Raw genomic sequence first — 16,512 nt, 5'->3', positions numbered from 1 at the left:
CGCATCACCCCCGGCGGTCGAGCAGCAGGTCCTCGCTGGTGGCGTACACGTCAAGCAGGTCGGCGCACGTCGCGAACTCGGTGACGACGTCCTGCCACGTCCTGCCGGCGGCGCCGTTGACGCCGGTGGTGATGGGCATGTCGGCCTCGGTGAGCGGCAGGGTCCAGGCCCGCCACTGCTCCTGAGCGAGCGCGCCGACCCGGGCTTCGGTGACCTGGCCGACGGACACATACATGTCGGCCACGCCCATGCCGGGTGCGGCCTGCCAGAGCAGGGTGTTGCCGGAGTCGAGCAGCAGGTGCAGGGCTGCCCGCTCCTCGTCCGAGCGGGTCCAGATGGCAAGCTCCCCTTCGAGGCCCTGCCTCCGGCCGCTGAGCACGACCTTGTTGCGGCGGCCCCGCACCACGAACGCGGCCTGTTCGATGGGGCGCTGCCAGTCCGGTGCGCGCTGCATGACGACCAGGCAGCTGCGCTGCGGGTTGCCCGGGTCCTTCAGCCAGGCCGTGTTGGCGTCGGCAAGCGTGAGCGAGACGGTCTCCGACGTCCTGCTGGAGGCGGTGGTGCCGTCGGCGTTGCGGATCGCGGCCTGGTAGTAGACCGGCACCCCGAGGGGCGCCTCGTGGTCCTCGACGATGAGCAGGTCGGAGGTGATGGGCTGCATGTCGATGAGCCCGGATGGCCCGCGCACCAGGGTGCGGGCGCCGTCCGGGGTGACCCGGTGCAGCGACAGGTAGAAGTCGAGCGGCAGTTCCCGCAGTGTGAGCGTGATGTAGCCGTCGTCGGAGTGCTCTTCGACATCGGTCTGCGGCAGCACCTCCCACAGGGTGACCAGGTCCACGTGCAGCACGCTCGCCGTGGCCGTCGCGGTGACGACCAGTTCGATCGCCGCCTGCGTCGCCCCGGCCGGGGCGTCCCCGTCCGACGGCATGGCGTACCAGGACGTTCCCGGGACCACGTAGTTCACGCCGACGCTGGCGCCTAGATCGGCGTTGGCCGCGTCGTACCAGCGGATGCGGACCAGGACGTGGGACCACGTGCCCGCGTCCGGGTGGGTGACGACCTGGGCCCGCCAGTTCACGCCCTCCGTCACTGGAAAGCGTGCGGAGCGAATCGTCGACGCGGACGCGGTGCTGCTGGTTACGGCCAGCGCGTAGGCGCCCTCGAAGAAGCTGTCGCCCCACGGGCTGGTGCGAGCGATTGTCGCCACGCCGGAGGCCACGGTCCATCCGGCGACGCCCTGCTCGAACGAGCCGTCGGCGTAGGGCACGACGGTGCCGGCCTGCAGCGCGGGCGCGGCTGCGATGACGATGGTCTCCAGCCGCAGCACCTGCCCGGCGCTCGCCCCGTCCAGGCCGGCGGCCAGCGAGCAGGAGGCGGCGTTGGCGGGCGCCTTGTCGGACACGCGCTGGCGGTACATGCCGGTCGCCGGGGTGGGCGGTGCCAGCGTCGAGCGGGTGGCCTGGATCTGGTTGCCGTTGACGTCGTAGAACCTGAGCTCGATCCACGCCGTCGATGCGACCGTCGGCGGCTGCAGGTAGGCGTAGGCCAGATACTCCTGGCCCGGGGTGACCGTGGGCCGGTCCACCGCCAGGATGCTGGCGTTGCCCGCGGCCACGGCGGTCACCGCCAGGGTCTGCCCGCCGGCCAGGTAGTTGTCGACCGCCCAGCCCATCACAGGCGTCTGCCGGCTGATCGACGCGTTGACCACCGGCGCCCAGCCGCTGGCGTCCACCTCGGACGACTCGGTGTTGAACGGGAAGAGGTTGCCGACGGTCCTGATCGGGAGGCCGAGGTAGATGTTCTCCCAGAAGTGGGAGACGGCCCCCGCAGTTTCCGTCGACGACAGCAGCACCTGCGCCTGCGTCGCTCCGGACGGAGCTACCCCGGCGACGGATACGCGGTGCCATGACGAGGAGGAACCGGTCGTTGGCACCGACCAGGTGATGCCGAGCTGGATCGCCCCGTACATCCAGCGGATGCCGATCCGCTCCCCCACCACCCCGGCGGTGTCGGCGAACGCGTAGTACGTCGTTCCGGCGGTGATCGGGTAGGAGGAGACGGTGCGGGCCTGCATCTCCCCTGCGGCCACCGACCGGGCAGCCAGGCAGCCGCCACCGCCCGTCCGGCCACCCGCACCCATGTTGATCGTGCAGTTGAGGTGGGACGTCCAGCCCGACGTGTTCGGGTCGATGGTCTCCGTGGTCGGGCTGAGGAGGTTCCCGGGGATCGGCAAGAGGTCCTCCTCAGCTCGCGTTCAGTACCTGGATGAGCTCGCCCTGTGCGGTTCGGACCTCTGCACGGGCGATGTCGGTGATCTGCTCGTTGCCGACGTACACCGCCACCTGCAGGTCGCCGAGCTGCTGCTGCCCCGACCGTGCCGCCAAGGAGGTGAGCGCGTTGGCCTGTGCCGTCGTGAAGACCGGCTCGGGCCGCCCGGTGCCGTTGTAGGCGAGGTTCATGCCGGGCTGGAGGTAGCCGCCGCTGTCATAGCTGCCGGGCTTGAAGCCGTACCAGTCGGTGAACAGTGGGCTGTTGTATCCGCGAGCCCGCGGTCCCACAACGACGCCTTCACCGCCTCGAGACTCCACCTTGGTCTTACCGAGGGTTCCTGCCGTATGGCCGACGCCCGCGTTCGTGATGCCAACACGGAATGGGCTGCTGCCGTTCTTCACCCAGCCGGGAGGCGCGGTGCGGCCGGAGAACGCCCCGGTCGCCCAGCGGCGCCGGTTGGGCTTCTGGCCGCGGATGACGTTCTCGATCGCTCCCATGAAGCCGGAGCAGTCGAAGCCCTTTGGGCCGACTCCACCCCAGATGTACGGCTTGCCGGCCTGAGCCTTTGCCCACCGCAGCGCCGCCTGGATACGAGGGCCGCCGATACCTCCGCCTCCTCGTTTGTCGGCCTCCTTGCTGTAGCCGAACAGGGCGTCGATGATGCGCGTCGGGATGCGGCGGATCATCTGGCCGAAGCCGGTATCCATGCCGGGGAAGTTCTTCAGCAGCGGGTTGACGATGTTGCTGACACCGGCCCGGGCCGATGCCTCAAGCGTGTCCTTCAGCCACGAAGCGCCCTCCTTGACCTTGTTCCAGGCTGCGGATCCGGCGCCGAGCGCGGCCGACGCCTTGTCCTTGATCCAGCCGAAGATGCCGCCGTCCGCGTAGCGCAGCGTCGTATCGGTCGGCGTCGCAGGATTGCCGCCGAGCATCGGCGCCAAGGCCGCCTTGACGCCCTGAGCACCGCGAGACTTGGCGATCGAGTTCATTGCCCCGACGAAGCCCGAGCCCACGGCTCGCGTGAACTCCGGCCTCATGATGGCCTCGCCACCGCTGAGCTCCAGCCGTCCACCCGTCGGAGAGACGAAGCGGTGCACGTCCTTACCCGGCGTGTAGCCGGGCATGACGCCGCCGGACGCGAACTTATAGGTGGACAGCTTGGGCGCACCGAACGCGGAAGCGACCTTGTTCCAGACCGCGACGATGCCCTTGTTGTAGACGGTGTCGACGACGAACTGGACGGGCTTCTTCGAAATGGACTTGATCTTGTCCCAGGCCGTCCGGATGCCGCCGACCGCGGTGTCGAAGGCGCTCTTCAGGCTCTTGACGATGTCCTTGAAGCGATCGAAGACGGGCTTGATGCCCTTCTCCCAGGCCCACTTCCCCGCTGAGACGATGCCGTTCCAGGCAGGCTTGATGGCGTTTTGCCACAGCCACTTGCCCCAGCGGCCGACCTCCTGCATGCCCTCCCAGATGAAGCGGAAGACCGGCCGGAGGACCTTCTCCCACATCCACTTGGCGCCGGTCTGGATCCCGGCCCAGGCCGGTTTTATGGCGTTGTTCCAGAGCCATTTCGCCTTGTCGCCGATCCACTGGAACGTGGGTCGGAAGACGTTGTTCCACAGCCATTTGGCGAGCCAGGCGATGCCCTCGAACGCAGGCTTGATCGCGTTCTTCCACAGCCACATCGCGACCCAGGCGATCAGCTTGAACGCCGCGTACAGCGGCAGGAAGACGATCGTAACCAGGGCGGTTAGCAGAATCTTCCCGATGAGGACGATGCCGTTGAAGGCGGGCTTGATGGCGTTGTTCCAGAGCCACATGGCCCAGCGGCCAACGGTCTGCAGGCCACCCCAGATGGCGGTGAACGCCGGCTTGAGGGCGTTGTTCCACAGCCACAGGGCGCCCGTCTTGATTGCCGACCAGACGGCCTGTACGGCCGCCCGGAACCACGCGAAGCGCCGGTACAGGTAGATGACCGCGAGCACCACGCCCGCGATGGCGAGGGCGATCCAGCCCCACGGGCCGGCCATCGAGATCAGGTTGAAGGCGGCCATGGCACCGTTGACGAGGACCATGGCCAGCCGCCACGCCCGCGTGGCCGCCCACAGCCCCCACAGGCCGATGACCAGCTCAGGCACGTGGGTGGCCAGCCAACTGACCCCGTCGGCCATCTTCCCGAGCAGCTCGAGCAGCGGACCGGACACTGGCGACAAGGCTTGCCCGAGGTCGATGAACGCCTTGGAGATCTTGCCGAGCGTCTCGGCGACGAGCGGGCCGTGCTCCGAGGAGTACGACAGGAACCGCTCGAACGCCGGGCTGCCCTTCAGGCTGGTACCCCAGTTCGCGAAGCGCTTCGTCACCCGCTGCATGCGCTCCGAGATGGAGTCCATGTGCGGGAAGAAGGCCTGCAGCACGCCGGCCATGCCCTTGAAGACGTTGCCGAAGGAGACGCCAAGCCCGGTGATGGCGGGCTTGATCGAGCCCTGCAGGTCGGCCTTGAAGGTCTTCCACCAGGGCGACTTGAACCCGGCGGAGGCCCGGTCCTGGAGCCCCTTGATGGCGTCCGCCGCCTCCTTCACGAACGGCGTCAGGCCGGGCAGGGAGTTCTTGAGGCCCTCCAGGGCCCGCGTGAAGATCGGCATCACGGCTGGCTGGAGGGCACGGGACCAGTCCGAGAAGGCGGACTTCAGGTCGAGGAACGCGTCGAACGTCTCCCGCGCTGCCGGGGTCAGCTTCGCCAGCTCAGCCTGGTACTTGGCCTGCGCGATGGCAGCCTGATCCACGCCCCCGGCCGCCTGAAGCGACGCGGAGGCAATCCCACGCTGGGCTGATGCGATCGAATCCGCAGCCGACTGCTGCGCCTCGGCAAGCTGCTCCTGGGCGCGGGCCACGGAGCGGGCCCCGTCTTCCTGGGTGCGGGCAACGTTGCGCTGCGCCTCGGCGACCGCCTGCTGGGCTTCGATCTGCTGGCGAGCCGCGTCCTGCCGCGCTTGGGTGAGCTCCTTCTGCTGGTCAGCGACCGCCTTGTCGGCCTGCCGGAGACGCTCCTGCGCGTCCTGCACGGTCTTGGAGCCTTCGACGCCAGCCTTGTCGGCGGCCTTCTTCTGCTTGGTCAGGCTCTTCGTCTCGGCCTGCTGCTCCGCCAGGCGCTGCAGGGCCTGATCGTAGGCGAGCTGCGCACGCTGCTGCTCCAGCAGGGACGCCTTCGACCCGGACGCCTGCACTGCGGCCAGCCGCTGCCGGGCCTCCTCAACCGACAGGACCGCGTCCCTCTCGGACAGCTGCGCGTTGGTGAGGCGGGTCTCCAGGTCGGCGAGCTCCTGGGCTGCGTCACGACGGGCCTGGTTCAGGTCCTGCTGCGCCTGCCGCGCAGCACGCTGCGCATCCGCGAGCGAGTCCTCCGCCCGGGCTACCTGCTCGGCGGCCTGCCGCTGACGGTCCGCAGCCTGCTGTACCGCGTCCGCCAACTGCTGCTTGGCCCGAAGGTTCGCCTCCGACGCGGACCGCACCGCGTCCGCGACGCCTTGCTCGGCCTGCCGGATTTGCCGTGCCGCGTTCCGGTGAGCGGAAGCCAGAGACTGCTGCGCGGAGGCCATCTGCAGCGCCCGCTGAGCACCCTGAGACGCGGCCTGGCCGCCCCGCATCGTGGCGTTCGTGGCCGCATCCTGGGCGGCCTTCTGTGCCTGCATGACCTTGCCCATCTGGACGAAGGCAGGCACCGCGACCAGAGCGATGGATCCGATGCCGACGGCGGCAGCCGACGCCGCGGCGGCGATCGCTCCCAGCCCAGCGGCGACCACCGGCAGGGCGGGGATAATGGCCGGGCCGAACGTGATCGCGGCCGTCGACAGCAGATTCAGGTTCGCCGCCGCCGAGCGGGTGTCGACATCGACGTTGGCTGTACGGCCGTCCAGACGGTTGATCTCCGTCCGCAGCGCCTCCAACTCAGCGATGGCTTGGCCCGTGTCGACGCGGACGTTGATGTCAGGGTGGTTTGCGCCAAGGCGGCGCAACTGCTCCTGGAGCCGCTCGACCTCGGCCAGCGCAGTGGCCGCATCGACGTCCACGCCGATCCGCTTGTTCGACAAGGCTTCCAGCCGCGCCCGAAGGCGTGCCATGTCAGCATCGAAGCCGGTCGTCGACAGGCGAACGTCCGCTCGCGGCAGGTTCTGCATGGCGGCCTGGAGGCGGCTCCGGAACGCGCGGCCGAACGCACCGCCCGTCTGCTCACCCGCCCGAGTTGCCGGGGCCTGCGCGGTCCGCCCACCGGTGGTCACACCGTTGCGGATGGCCTGCGCCACCTGAGTGGAGACGTGCCGGCCGATGATGCGGCCGACCTCCTCGCCCACCTCGTCAGCCGCAGGGACGAGAGCGCCCTGAAGGCGGGCCCTGATTCCCTGAGTGTTGGGGACGACATCGACCTCGACGGAACCCACGCTGATGGCGGCCACGGAGCCTCCCTCCGCGGCGCTACTCGGCGCCCCCCTGGATGAGCTGGAACAGTCGGTTGGCGCTGTTCTCGTTCAGCTTCGGTTTCGCCTTGCGTGGCGAGGCGCCGGGACGGCGGATCGGCTCAGGCGGATCCGGGCGCTTGCTCTTCTTGTCGATGTTCACGCAGAGCAGCACCCACTCCAGGCGGGCCACCCGGTCCGCGACGACGGCGACGAGCTGCTCCAGCTGGGACCAGCGGGCCTTCTCCGGCTCGCCGCCTTCGGCCTGCTTGGCGAGCTCCTCTGCGGGCGTGTCGTTCCGCATCGCCGTCATCGTCCGGGAGTGAGGCGGCAGGCCCTCGATGAGGATGCGTAGACGCCGCCAGGACAGCCGCCCCCTGTGCAGGTCAAGCAGATCCACCTTGGGCAGCAGGTCGTCCTCTAGCTCCTCCGCGTACCGCTCCCAGACCTGGAACGTCCACTGGACTTTCCCAGTGCCTCACCGCTGATGCGGCTGACGTCGGCGACGAACTTGCCGAAGCCGTCCATGGTCGGATCGAGTTCCTCGTAGACGTCGAAGTCGTCCGGGTGGAGGTTCGTCTCCATGAACGTGTCGACGTCGCCGGAGTTGAGGGCGCGGATCGTCGAGGCGCGCCACCGCCCTGAGGGGATGCAGCGGACTTCCTTGGTGACGCCGTCGTGCCCGGCGAGCGGCACGGTGACGTACTCCAGGTCGTCGGCCTCGGCTTCCTGGGCACGAGCGGCTTCGATCTGGTCTTTGGTGGCGGGCATGGCGCGGGCCTCCTTCTACTGGTGGCGCGGGCGGATGGGGAAGGTGGACGGGCCGGGCCCGCGCCAGGGTGGCGGCCCGTCCACCAGCTCAGGACCCGGTGTATGCCTCGGTCTCCGGGACGCGGTCGAAGTGGTAGACCGTGTTGCCGGCGGTGTCCGGGTAGGCGGTGATCGTCCACTCGAAGCCGGCGATCTCGTCCTGCTTGTGGGTGACGTCCGAGCGCTCCGTGATCTCACCCTCGGGGACGTAGAACCCACGCTGGAAGTTGTCGCCGTCGAGGACGACGAACCAGAACGCGCGCCGGTCCGGGACGGGGCTGGCGGTCTCGGCGAACGTCGTCAGTCCGCTGGTCGGGGCCAGGTCGGCGGCGTCGATGCGGTATTGCAGCGACTGCACCGTGGTGCGGCCGGTCTCCCACACCGTCAGCCCGAACGTGCGCAGGGACGACGTGATGGTGGTGCGGATCGGGGCGGTGTATCCCCAGGGGGTGAAGGACTGGGTGTCTTCCTCGAAGCCCTGCACCAGGCCGTCGTCAGAGATGGCGCCGAGGGGCAGCCACGGCGACGCCGGCTGAATGGCCGGGTCTCCGGGCGAGGTGCTTCCGAGGGGGGCGACCCAGCCGCCGCCGTTCGCGCCGACTTCCAGGAGGTCCGCCGCGCGGGTGATGTTGACCATGAGGGTCTCCAGACATGCGAAGACCCCGCGTGCGGCGGGGTCGGATGACAGGGTCCGGCGCGGGCCCAGCCGGTCAGGAGACCGGGTGACTGTAGATCTCGTAGACCGCCCCGACGCGTCGCAGAGCGGTGTTCTCGTAGGGGCGGACGCCAGGCGCGCTGATCGTGCCTACCCGGCTGACCACGGCCGCCTGCGTAGAGGTGCCGCGCAGCTCGGCGAGTAGCAGACCGCGGATCGTCGCCGACAGGGCGATTGCCTCAGCGCGCGTCGCGGCGTACACGTCGATGTCGATGAAGGCCCGGTCGAGGCGGATCCCGTCATCACCGCCCGACGGGATCCGCTGCACCTGCACGGTGGGAAGCTCGTTGAGGAGGTTGTTGTCCGTCTCGTCGCGGACGACGACATCGGGGTCGAGGTGGGCGCGGAGCCACACGATGACCTCCAGCTCGACGTCGACGGAGCCGACGGCAGCCATCAGTCGCCACCCGCGGCGGCAGCCCGCAGCAGGACGTGATGCGCGGGGACCCGTTCAGTTCCGTACTCCACCCACCGGGCGTAGTACGTCGGGTTCCGCACGTAGGCGACGGCTCGGTCACGGCGTCGGCCGCCGCGGCGCGTGCTGTCAACTTCCCAGGCGCCCTTGTACTGGCCCGGGTGCGGGTCGCCTGAGCTGCCGACCGGGGAGAGGGCGACGGCGGAGGCTCGGATGTCCTCGGCGCGGCGCACCAGGTCGGCCCGGATCATCTCCGACTTGAGCAGCTGGCCCACGCCTTTCCGCTTCATCTTGAACCGCGCTGCCATACCCTCAACTCCTCACACTCAAGGGGGGCGTATGGACGTCAAAGGCGTGCTCGGCCGCATCAGCTTCGATGGTGAATGGGTCACCATCACGAAGACGCCGATCGGGCCGAAGCCGGCACCGGTGCGGATCAGAGCCGCGGACGTGACCGGCAGCCGCTTCAAGCCGGGCAACCGGCTGTTCCACGGCTACGTGCAGTTCGTCCTGCCGGACAGCCAGCCCGCCCCGGAGAAGCCCACCGGCTCCTTCGGTGGCGGCCGGCCACCGTATGAGGACCCCTACAGCCTGTCCATCCCGCGCAAGAGCAACGACGCCGCCGAGAAGCTGATCGCCGCGGTCGAGCAGGCCCGCGGCTAGCCGGTCACCCGGTCCGCAGCGAACTGCACCACGCCACGGAGCCCGGTGAAGGGGTTGCGGCCCCAGTCGCCGGGCTCACCCGTGATCTCGCAGACCACACCGCGGATGCGAGCCTTGTCGGTGGTTCGGATCTGCGTCCCGGCAGGGGCGTACACGGTCCAGCCGACGATGACCGTGTCCCGGCCCTGCTGCTCCGAGCCGCCCACCGTCGGTGCCGACTCCCGAGGGGCGACGACGCAGCCCGGGACATCGAACGACTCATCCGGGCCTGGCAGCGGCTGCCCACGGGGATCCCGCCCGGGCGAGGGGCCGGTGCGCAGGATCCGCACCGTCTCCCCGAACGGATACGGGGCAGGCACCTACACCCACCCCCAGCCCGGCTCGTACTCCAGCGGCGGCCCGTAGCCGTCGTCGACCGGGTAGGTCGGCGACGGATCCGCCGTGGTCGGCGTCGGGTCCACAGTGAACGCCCCGCCTCGGCCAGCCGCGCTCTTCAGGGCGGCCTTGTCGGCCCGCGTCAGATACAGGCCGCCCGAACCGGACGGACGCTGCACCGACATGGGGCCGATCGTCTCGTAGGACACCTGCTGCGGATTGACGTAGGCCCGGCCCGCCGCCGACAGCACCACCGCGGTGGCCTGCTCCGGCAACGGTTTCACCACCGTCTCGCACAGCGCAACAGCCTGTTCGATCAGCAAGTCTGCCCGGGTACCGTCGATCTCAGCGAGGCCGAGGTACAGGCCGAGCTGCTCCGCTGTCGGTGCCACGAACGCCACAGTGCCCTCCTAGGCCACGGCCTCCACGGCGTCACACCAGGCGGCCAGTTCAGCGGTCGGATCCAGCTCAGCAGACCGGGCCTTGGCCCGCTTCGACGCTAGCCGGTACTCCGCCGGCGTGAGCAGCTTGCGCAGCACCGCCTCGTAGCCGGTCACGTCGTTGCGGTCCACGAACACCCCGGCCTCGCCCAGCGACTCACACAGCCCCGGCGTGGGGTGGGCCACGACGGGGATACCGGAGGCGAGCGCCTCGACGCCGGTCCGCCCCCAGGATTCGTAGGAGGACGGCATCAGCAGCACCTTCGTGCGGCCGTACACCCGATCCCGCATGTCCTCGCCGCGGACGTGCTCGACGATCTCGACGTTCGGCAGATCGGGGAGGATCTGCTCGCCATAGGCGCCCTTCACGGCAAGGAACTGCTGGTCCGGCATGCGACGGGCCAGAGCCTCGAGCACCTTTCCGCCCTTCTCCGGGTTGCAGTTGACCAGCGCGATCGCCTTGCCCGGCCTGGTCGCGTACTCGTCTGAGAACACCGGCGGGCGCACGATCAGACTGGCGGCCGGCCGGACCGCCTTCGGGTATTCGGCGAAGAACAGCTCCGCCTCCCGCCCCATCCACTGGCTGTTGTAGACCGCCAGCGCGGTGCCGCCCGCCGCAACGTCCCGGAAGGTCGGCCGGTGCGTGTTGTGGCAGAGGACCACCACCGGCTTGCTGTAGCCGCGCGCCAGGGCGGTCGCGTGAGGCACGCACTCCAGGTGCGAGATGAGCACATGCGCCTTGCGGACCGCCGTGGGAAAGTCGAGGCGGGCCTCCAGCGGCACCACACGGATACCCCGATACTCGTAGACCTTGCTGGCCTTGCCGTACCGGGACAGCCACACAGACACGTCGTGCCCGCGCTCCACCAGCGGTCGAAGCATGGACACGAGCATGTGCTCGGCGCCCGCGTTGTGCTCCGGCGGCATCGCATGCACGCGGGCCACGATGCTGAGCGGCGCGGTCCCGCCCGGCGCGGAAGCCGGGACCGCCCCCATCAGGAACCGCTCGGGGTGCCGGTGAACTTGACGAACGCCTCGGCGTCGCCCAGAACGAAGCCGTAGTACGCCTCCGCCAGGAGCAGCACCAGGTTCTCCTGGAACGCCGAGTGGACGCCGCCGTCCTCGTCGATGTACGTCGCCTCACGCGACAGCTTGACGGAGATGTCCATGCCCACGCCGTAAGCAGCCTGCGAGAAGTCGCCGCCGATCGCGCGCAGCCCCGAGTCCGCGGAGGTGGACTGGCGGCGCAGCTTGCCCGAGACGCTGCGGGAGTAGGCGATCGGCTCGCCGATCAGCTCACCCTGCAGAGCCGCACCGGTGCCGGCGCCAGGCTGGCGGGTCGCCACGAACAGCGGCTCACCCGTGGTGGACGTGGCGGCGAGGAGCTTCGGCTTCAGCCGGTTGTCGGCGACGGTACCGGTGTAGTCCCAGTCGTCGTCGATGATCTCCTCCATGCCGGCGACGAAGTCGCCCCAGATGCCACCCTGGTTCTGCGCCGTAGTGCCCAGAGACACGCTCTTGGACGTGTCGGCCAGGAAGTCGGCGAAGGGGCCGGTGCCGCCCTTCATGTTCTTGCCGTGGATCGTGGCCATGTCGAAGGCCCGGGCGAACGCCGTCGGGAGATCCCGCTGGAGCTGCGTCCACAGGCCGGCCGCGTTGGACTGGGCGACCTCCATCGACACCGGGATGAGAACGGCGATCTTCTTGCCGCTCATCTGCTTGACCTCGACACCGCCGGAGCTCAGCGGCTTGCGGCCACCCTCAGACACCCAGTCTGCGGTCGGCACATCCAGCGGCACCGGCACTGCGGTGTTCGCCGTCATCGACAGCGGCACCCGCCGGGCCAGGCTCATGACCGCGGAGCCCTCGACGGACTTCTCGAAGATGGGGCCGACCAGCGTCTCCGGAAGGAAGATCGGGTCGATGGTGGACAGCTTGATCGGATTCGTGGCTGCCATCGGGGGCTACCTTTCTCAGTGGCCCCGTGCGAGGCCCTGGGTCATGAAGTCGGCGAACACGGCCGCCGGATCGTTGGGGGTTCGGTTGCCGTTGCCCGAGGAGCCCTGCGTGCGGTCCGCCTTCGGGGCCCGCGGCGAGGTGTCGGCCGGCTTGGCAAGGTGCGGCTTGCGCTTCAGCAGGTCCTTCAGGTCCTGCTGGATCGCCGCCGTGTCGACGTCGCCGTCGTCGTCCACGTAGGTGGTGAGGTCGAGGAACGCGTGTGCGTCTTCCGGGTCGGCGAAATCGGCAGCCGCCAGGGCCTTCACCTCGGATCGGACCGCGCGCTGCCGGAAGGACTGGATGCGCTGCTCGGCGACGCTGAGCTGCTCGGTGAGCCGCTCCTGCTCCGTCTTTTTGGCATCCTCCAGCTCCTGCGCCTTCTGTGCGAGGGGCTTGGTCTCCTGGTACTTCGTGCGCCAGCCGGCGGACTCCTTGCGGAGCTTCTCGATCTCCTTGCGGGCCTTGGCGGGATCCGCCCACGGATCCGTCGAGTCCTGCTCCGCCTCCGGGGCGGCCTCGGACTGCTGGGGCTCCGTCTCGACCTGCTCGGCCGTCTCCTCGTTCTCGGGCATGGCTAGTTGGCCCTCCAGGGGCTGAGAAAGGCCGCCACCAGGGCAGCCAGAGGGTTTGGTCAGTGCGAGCCCGGCAGCGGATTGCTGTCGTGCTCGGCGAGAGCCCGCCTGAACAGGCGAAGCTGGTCGCCGGAGTGGCCCTGCGCGTACTCGCGGTAGATGCGCTCCCACTCGCGGGCGTGTGGGGACAGCTCGAAACGCTGCCCCTTGAACACCGGGACCACGCCGCAGTGACAGCCGTCGTGCGCCCGGAAATCGGATGTGTCCTTCTCGTAGAGGGCGCCGCGCAGGGCGAGCATCTTGCAGAAGGCGCACGCCCCGCGAGCCGCCGAGCGCGCCCAGGCGGTGGCCTGCTGGTCCTGCCGCACCGCCTCCCGGACAGTGCCGCGGCCCGTATCGGCCACCAGCTTCTGGGCGACCTGCTCGGCCTTCTTCTCCGCCTGCGCCAGCCGCACGTCCAACGGCTGCAGCTGCGCCGGGGTGGCCTCCTCCGGGGCCCGGGGCCACAGATCCTTCGTCGCCCAGCGCAGCGAAGTCTCCGTCTGCTCGGGCGGAGGCGGATCCGCAACGGGCACCGTGAACGGGCCTGACACGCCGGCCGCTTCCCGCTGGGCGTCGTAGAAGTCCGCTGCCAGGGCGGCCGAGGCCCGTGCGTACTGGGCGACGATGGTGTTCATCGCGGTCAGCCAGTCCGGGACACTCTCACGCAGTCGCGACGGCAGGATCAACCGCCGCACACCGCGCACGTCCCGCACCAGAAGCCGCGTAAGGCCGACCTGCGCCGCCCGATAGCGGCGGGCCTCGTCGCCGCTATCCGAAACCGTCGTCGCCACCGGTCACCTCTGCTGCGGGAGGCGGCTCGTTGCCTCCGCCCAGGGACGCCAGGCGCTCCATGAGCTGCCGGCTGGCCGCGTTGCTGGTGCTGCGGCGGCGCTCGGCCGCCACTCGGCGCCGCTGATCCTCCGACAGACCCGCCATCTCCAGCACGACGTCCCCGTCGGCCGGCAGAATGCCCGCCTGGACCATCTTCACCGCGGCGTCCGTCTGGGCGGCGATCGTGGGCGTGGCCGGGTTGCGCCACACGCACTCGATTCGGCGCTCCTTCGGCGGCGGCTCCCCGTCTCGAAACCACAACGCGAGGCGCATGTAGTCCCGGTGCGTCGCCCCAAATCGGCGAATACGCCGCTCGGCCTTCTTCACCAGCATCGCCTCAGACGAACGGATCGCATCCGCCGACGCCGGGTTGTCGCTGGTATAGCCGAGCATGTGCGGCGGCAGGCCCAACTGGGTGGCCATGATCCGCGCATACAGGTCGATGATCTTCGTCTGCCCGGACGGATCGTGAGCAGTGAACGCACCCACCGTCGGGACCTGGCCGTCCTCATCCCGCTCCAACGCCAGCACACGGCCGATGTACGTCTCCCACGCCGACTTGGCGTTACCCTCCGCGTCCTGAAAGGCCGACTCGGACGCGCCAAGGATGTACCGCTGCGGGGCCCCGAAGAACTCTGCGGCTACCTCAATGCCCATCAGCCGCCGGCACGCCGCATCCGTGATGGACATGACCTCGGGCGTTATCTCCGACCTGCCCACCCGATCCGCAGTGCGCTGCCTGTTCGCCATCCGCAACACCGGCACGATCCCCAGGCGGTGCTCATCCCGGTCGAAGACTTCCCAGCCACCCTCCACCTGCGCCGCGTACACCGTCTGGTCCGGCAGGTACAGGGTCGCGATCTGCACCCCGTCCTCGACGGACTCGCGCAGCGCCGCAGTGGCCAATCGAAGGCGCGCGTCCCAGATCATCGTCATGTCGAGCGGTGACTCGAACGTGATCAGCGGTGGGTCGTCGCCCTCGCCCGAGCCGACCGCCACATACTCGCGGCCGTAGGTCAGAGCATCGAGGTGCGCCAGGCTCGCCTCGTCGTACAGGTCGTTCGACTCGGCGATCTCCTCCAAGTCCGATGCGCCAGAGCCGTCCGCCCAGCGAAACGCCTCCAGGTCGAGCCGTTGCTCCAGGGCCTCCACACCGATACGCGGCCAGCCGATCACCGTGTGCAGGGTCTTCAGCTGCGGCGGGATGCTGATACCAAGGTCGCGAATGACCTGCTCGCCGTTGAAATAGGAGTCGAGAAGCTCCAGCTTGAACCGCTGCGACAGCAAGTCCGTGCGCAGGGCGGTGAGTAGATCCAGTTCTTCCGGCGAGAGCGACAGCAGCGGCAACTCAGGGATGACAGCGGTCATCGCAGCACCACCACCCTCCCCGATCGGGCCCTCTTCTTCTTGCCCAACCCCTTGGCGACCGCGTCTACACGGCACTGCCACGCCAGAACCGCCGCCACCGCTGCGTCAATCTTGCGAGGCGACTCCGGGTGCTCCTTGGCGATCTGGATGCCCGACCGTGACTCACGCCTCCGGGCATTCAGGATGTGCCTGGTCAGTACGCTCGAACCGTCGTGCGTCAGCTCACCGTCCACGACCGACGACCGGAACTTCTCCAGAGCCCGCACGATCAGATTCGACCGGCCACCCGTCATCCACCACTCGATCGGATGCTGCGCCGTCGCCTTCACCTTCAACCGGCGCCCATGCTTGGCCTCCCACGTGGCCACGTGGGACTCCCACTTCGCGGGGTCCGCGTACATGCCCACCACGCGGTACGCCTTGAACGCGTCCTCCACCGCGGCCAGCACTTCCACTGTCGGCACCTGCCACTCCACGCCGAACGGGCCGTCCGGCTGCTCCCAGCAACCCAGCAGGAAGAGGTGACCATCGCTGACGCGGCAGCCGACGAGCGCTGTCGCATCCGTGACGCCGTGAGAGCGGCGCCGCGAACCGTCGAAGCCGAGCACGATCTCCTCGCCATCGGTCACCACCTTGTCGGCTGCCGCGACCCCAGCCCACTCCGGCTGCGAGATCCACGAGTCCGAGGCGTGAGTGATCTGGTTGAGATAGAAGCGCCTGGCGTCCTGTGGGTGGGTCGCTGGGTCCCACACCTCTGAGGCGATGCGCTCCAGATCCACCCAGCCGCCAGCCACGTCGGCTGAATCCCCGTACACGTACCGCAGGCCGGCCAGGAGCGACTCGCGGTCCGCCATATCGGTACCGGCGTCAGCCTCGCGGTGGTCGTACAGCAGGCCGTCGTCCTTGGCCCGGCCTTCGACGATCCGCTTCCAGTACTCCGCCGAGTCCTCCGCCACACTGCCCTCGCCCGGAAGGTAGGCGTTCGGCGACTCGATGGAGCTGCCGTTTGTCTTGCCGAGGTTGCGGCGCAGGGTGGCGGCCAGCTTCACCCCGCCGTTCGACGGCCGCCACTCCTCCGTCTGGTCCAGCACACAGAACACAGGCCGGTTGCCCTCACGGGACGTGGCCGCCGAGGTGACGAACTCGATCCGCCCCTTCGGCAAGTTCACGAAGGTATCCAGAGGCTCCAGGCCCGGATACTCATCGATCGCCGGCCCCTCACGGAGCATCTCCAGCAGCGGAGCCCACGCGTTCCGCGTCTGGTCCTCGCTCACCGCCGCCAACTGGACCCATGGCGTGCGCAGATCACCCCACGGACGCCCTACAGGCTCGCCGTCCGCATCCCAGCCGTCCGGGACGACCGGGGCCAGCGCCTCAGCGCAGGCAATGGCGGCGAGCACCGGGCTTTTCCCCACCCCTTCGGGCGAGACAAGACCCCTCGCCGGTACCTCCTCCGCCCCATCCGAGGATCGATCGCGTAGAAGTTCAAGATGAACTGCGCCTGCTCACGCGTCAGAACCAGCGGCTCGTACTCCGTCCGGTCCGGCGCCGCGAGCAT

General features: G+C 69.2%; 16 protein-coding genes. 1 reads left to right on the top strand and 15 read right to left on the bottom strand.

Annotation, left to right across the window (positions count from 1 at the left end; all coding sequences use genetic code 11):
* Positions 1 to 4: 4 nt before the first annotated feature.
* The 7 genes from ACIRDU_RS26795 to ACIRDU_RS26765 all read right to left on the bottom strand — a co-directional run bounded on the left by ACIRDU_RS26795 (position 5) and on the right by ACIRDU_RS26765 (position 8,973).
* Entirely contained in the window at positions 5 to 2,233 is a 2,229-nt protein-coding gene (locus ACIRDU_RS26795) for a hypothetical protein (protein WP_403583626.1), read from the bottom strand.
* Positions 2,234 to 2,243: 10 nt separating this feature from the next.
* A complete protein-coding gene (locus ACIRDU_RS26790; RefSeq protein ID WP_403583623.1) occupies positions 2,244 to 6,725 on the bottom strand; it encodes a hypothetical protein in 4,482 nt (1,493 codons plus the stop codon).
* 19 nt (positions 6,726 to 6,744) lie between these two features.
* Positions 6,745 to 7,125: a hypothetical protein gene (locus ACIRDU_RS26785; RefSeq protein ID WP_403583620.1), complete on the bottom strand. Its 381-nt coding sequence runs from the start codon at positions 7,123 to 7,125 to the stop codon at positions 6,745 to 6,747.
* A 20-nt stretch (positions 7,126 to 7,145) separates the two neighbouring features.
* Positions 7,146 to 7,496 carry a hypothetical protein gene (locus ACIRDU_RS26780; protein ID WP_403583618.1) on the bottom strand — a complete coding sequence of 117 codons (351 nt, stop codon included), beginning with the start codon at positions 7,494 to 7,496 and terminating at the stop codon, positions 7,146 to 7,148.
* 88 nt (positions 7,497 to 7,584) lie between these two features.
* On the bottom strand, positions 7,585 to 8,172 hold the full coding sequence (locus ACIRDU_RS26775) for a phage tail protein (protein ID WP_403583615.1): 588 nt from the start codon (positions 8,170 to 8,172) through the stop codon (positions 7,585 to 7,587).
* Between the two features lie 73 nt (positions 8,173 to 8,245).
* Positions 8,246 to 8,647: a hypothetical protein gene (locus ACIRDU_RS26770; protein WP_403583613.1), complete on the bottom strand. Its 402-nt coding sequence runs from the start codon at positions 8,645 to 8,647 to the stop codon at positions 8,246 to 8,248.
* A complete protein-coding gene (locus ACIRDU_RS26765; RefSeq protein ID WP_403583610.1) occupies positions 8,647 to 8,973 on the bottom strand; it encodes an HK97 gp10 family phage protein in 327 nt (108 codons plus the stop codon). Before ACIRDU_RS26765 ends, ACIRDU_RS26770 begins: the two co-directional genes overlap by 1 nt.
* Positions 8,974 to 9,004: 31 nt before the next feature.
* Between ACIRDU_RS26765 and ACIRDU_RS26760 the strand changes: the two genes are divergently transcribed.
* Entirely contained in the window at positions 9,005 to 9,328 is a 324-nt protein-coding gene (locus ACIRDU_RS26760) for a DUF4429 domain-containing protein (protein ID WP_403583607.1), read from the top strand.
* On the opposite strand, the gene ACIRDU_RS26755 is transcribed toward ACIRDU_RS26760, so the two are convergent.
* From ACIRDU_RS26755 to ACIRDU_RS26720, 8 genes are all read right to left on the bottom strand, one after another.
* Entirely contained in the window at positions 9,325 to 9,687 is a 363-nt protein-coding gene (locus tag ACIRDU_RS26755; RefSeq protein WP_403583604.1) for a hypothetical protein, read from the bottom strand. The genes ACIRDU_RS26760 and ACIRDU_RS26755 overlap by 4 nt on opposite strands.
* Entirely contained in the window at positions 9,688 to 10,104 is a 417-nt protein-coding gene (locus ACIRDU_RS26750) for a hypothetical protein (protein WP_403583601.1), read from the bottom strand. It abuts the gene before it with no gap.
* Positions 10,105 to 10,113: 9 nt separating this feature from the next.
* Positions 10,114 to 11,070 (bottom strand): glycosyltransferase family 4 protein, encoded by a 957-nt coding sequence (locus ACIRDU_RS26745; RefSeq protein ID WP_403583833.1) that lies wholly within the window; start codon positions 11,068 to 11,070, stop codon positions 10,114 to 10,116.
* A 68-nt stretch (positions 11,071 to 11,138) separates the two neighbouring features.
* A complete protein-coding gene (locus ACIRDU_RS26740) occupies positions 11,139 to 12,101 on the bottom strand; it encodes a phage major capsid protein (RefSeq protein WP_403583598.1) in 963 nt (320 codons plus the stop codon).
* 15 nt (positions 12,102 to 12,116) lie between these two features.
* Positions 12,117 to 12,713: a hypothetical protein gene (locus ACIRDU_RS26735; protein WP_403583596.1), complete on the bottom strand. Its 597-nt coding sequence runs from the start codon at positions 12,711 to 12,713 to the stop codon at positions 12,117 to 12,119.
* Positions 12,714 to 12,772: 59 nt separating this feature from the next.
* A complete protein-coding gene (locus tag ACIRDU_RS26730; RefSeq protein WP_403583593.1) occupies positions 12,773 to 13,546 on the bottom strand; it encodes a hypothetical protein in 774 nt (257 codons plus the stop codon).
* Positions 13,524 to 14,954, bottom strand: a complete 1,431-nt coding sequence (locus tag ACIRDU_RS26725) for a phage portal protein (RefSeq protein ID WP_403583590.1) — start codon at positions 14,952 to 14,954, stop codon at positions 13,524 to 13,526. Before ACIRDU_RS26725 ends, ACIRDU_RS26730 begins: the two co-directional genes overlap by 23 nt.
* Positions 14,951 to 16,354: a terminase TerL endonuclease subunit gene (locus tag ACIRDU_RS26720; RefSeq protein ID WP_403583589.1), complete on the bottom strand. Its 1,404-nt coding sequence runs from the start codon at positions 16,352 to 16,354 to the stop codon at positions 14,951 to 14,953. Before ACIRDU_RS26720 ends, ACIRDU_RS26725 begins: the two co-directional genes overlap by 4 nt.
* Positions 16,355 to 16,512 lie beyond the last annotated feature (158 nt).

Origin of the sequence: Streptomyces sp. NPDC093598, from assembly GCF_044764825.1 — a bacterium.
Classification (GTDB): domain Bacteria; phylum Actinomycetota; class Actinomycetes; order Streptomycetales; family Streptomycetaceae; genus Streptomyces.
This window is presented reverse-complemented; position numbering and strand designations above follow the sequence as displayed.

Coding starts and splice junctions, on each gene's coding strand:
- ACIRDU_RS26780 (WP_403583618.1), bottom strand. CDS start 7,496: ATGCCCGCCACCAAAGACCAGATCGAAGCCGCTCGTGCCCAGGAAGCC.
- ACIRDU_RS26775 (WP_403583615.1), bottom strand. CDS start 8,172: ATGGTCAACATCACCCGCGCGGCGGACCTCCTGGAAGTCGGCGCGAAC.
- ACIRDU_RS26770 (WP_403583613.1), bottom strand. CDS start 8,647: ATGGCTGCCGTCGGCTCCGTCGACGTCGAGCTGGAGGTCATCGTGTGG.
- ACIRDU_RS26765 (WP_403583610.1), bottom strand. CDS start 8,973: ATGGCAGCGCGGTTCAAGATGAAGCGGAAAGGCGTGGGCCAGCTGCTC.
- ACIRDU_RS26760 (WP_403583607.1), top strand. CDS start 9,005: ATGGACGTCAAAGGCGTGCTCGGCCGCATCAGCTTCGATGGTGAATGG.
- ACIRDU_RS26745 (WP_403583833.1), bottom strand. CDS start 11,070: ATGCCGCCGGAGCACAACGCGGGCGCCGAGCACATGCTCGTGTCCATG.
- ACIRDU_RS26740 (WP_403583598.1), bottom strand. CDS start 12,101: ATGGCAGCCACGAATCCGATCAAGCTGTCCACCATCGACCCGATCTTC.
- ACIRDU_RS26735 (WP_403583596.1), bottom strand. CDS start 12,713: ATGCCCGAGAACGAGGAGACGGCCGAGCAGGTCGAGACGGAGCCCCAG.
- ACIRDU_RS26725 (WP_403583590.1), bottom strand. CDS start 14,954: ATGACCGCTGTCATCCCTGAGTTGCCGCTGCTGTCGCTCTCGCCGGAA.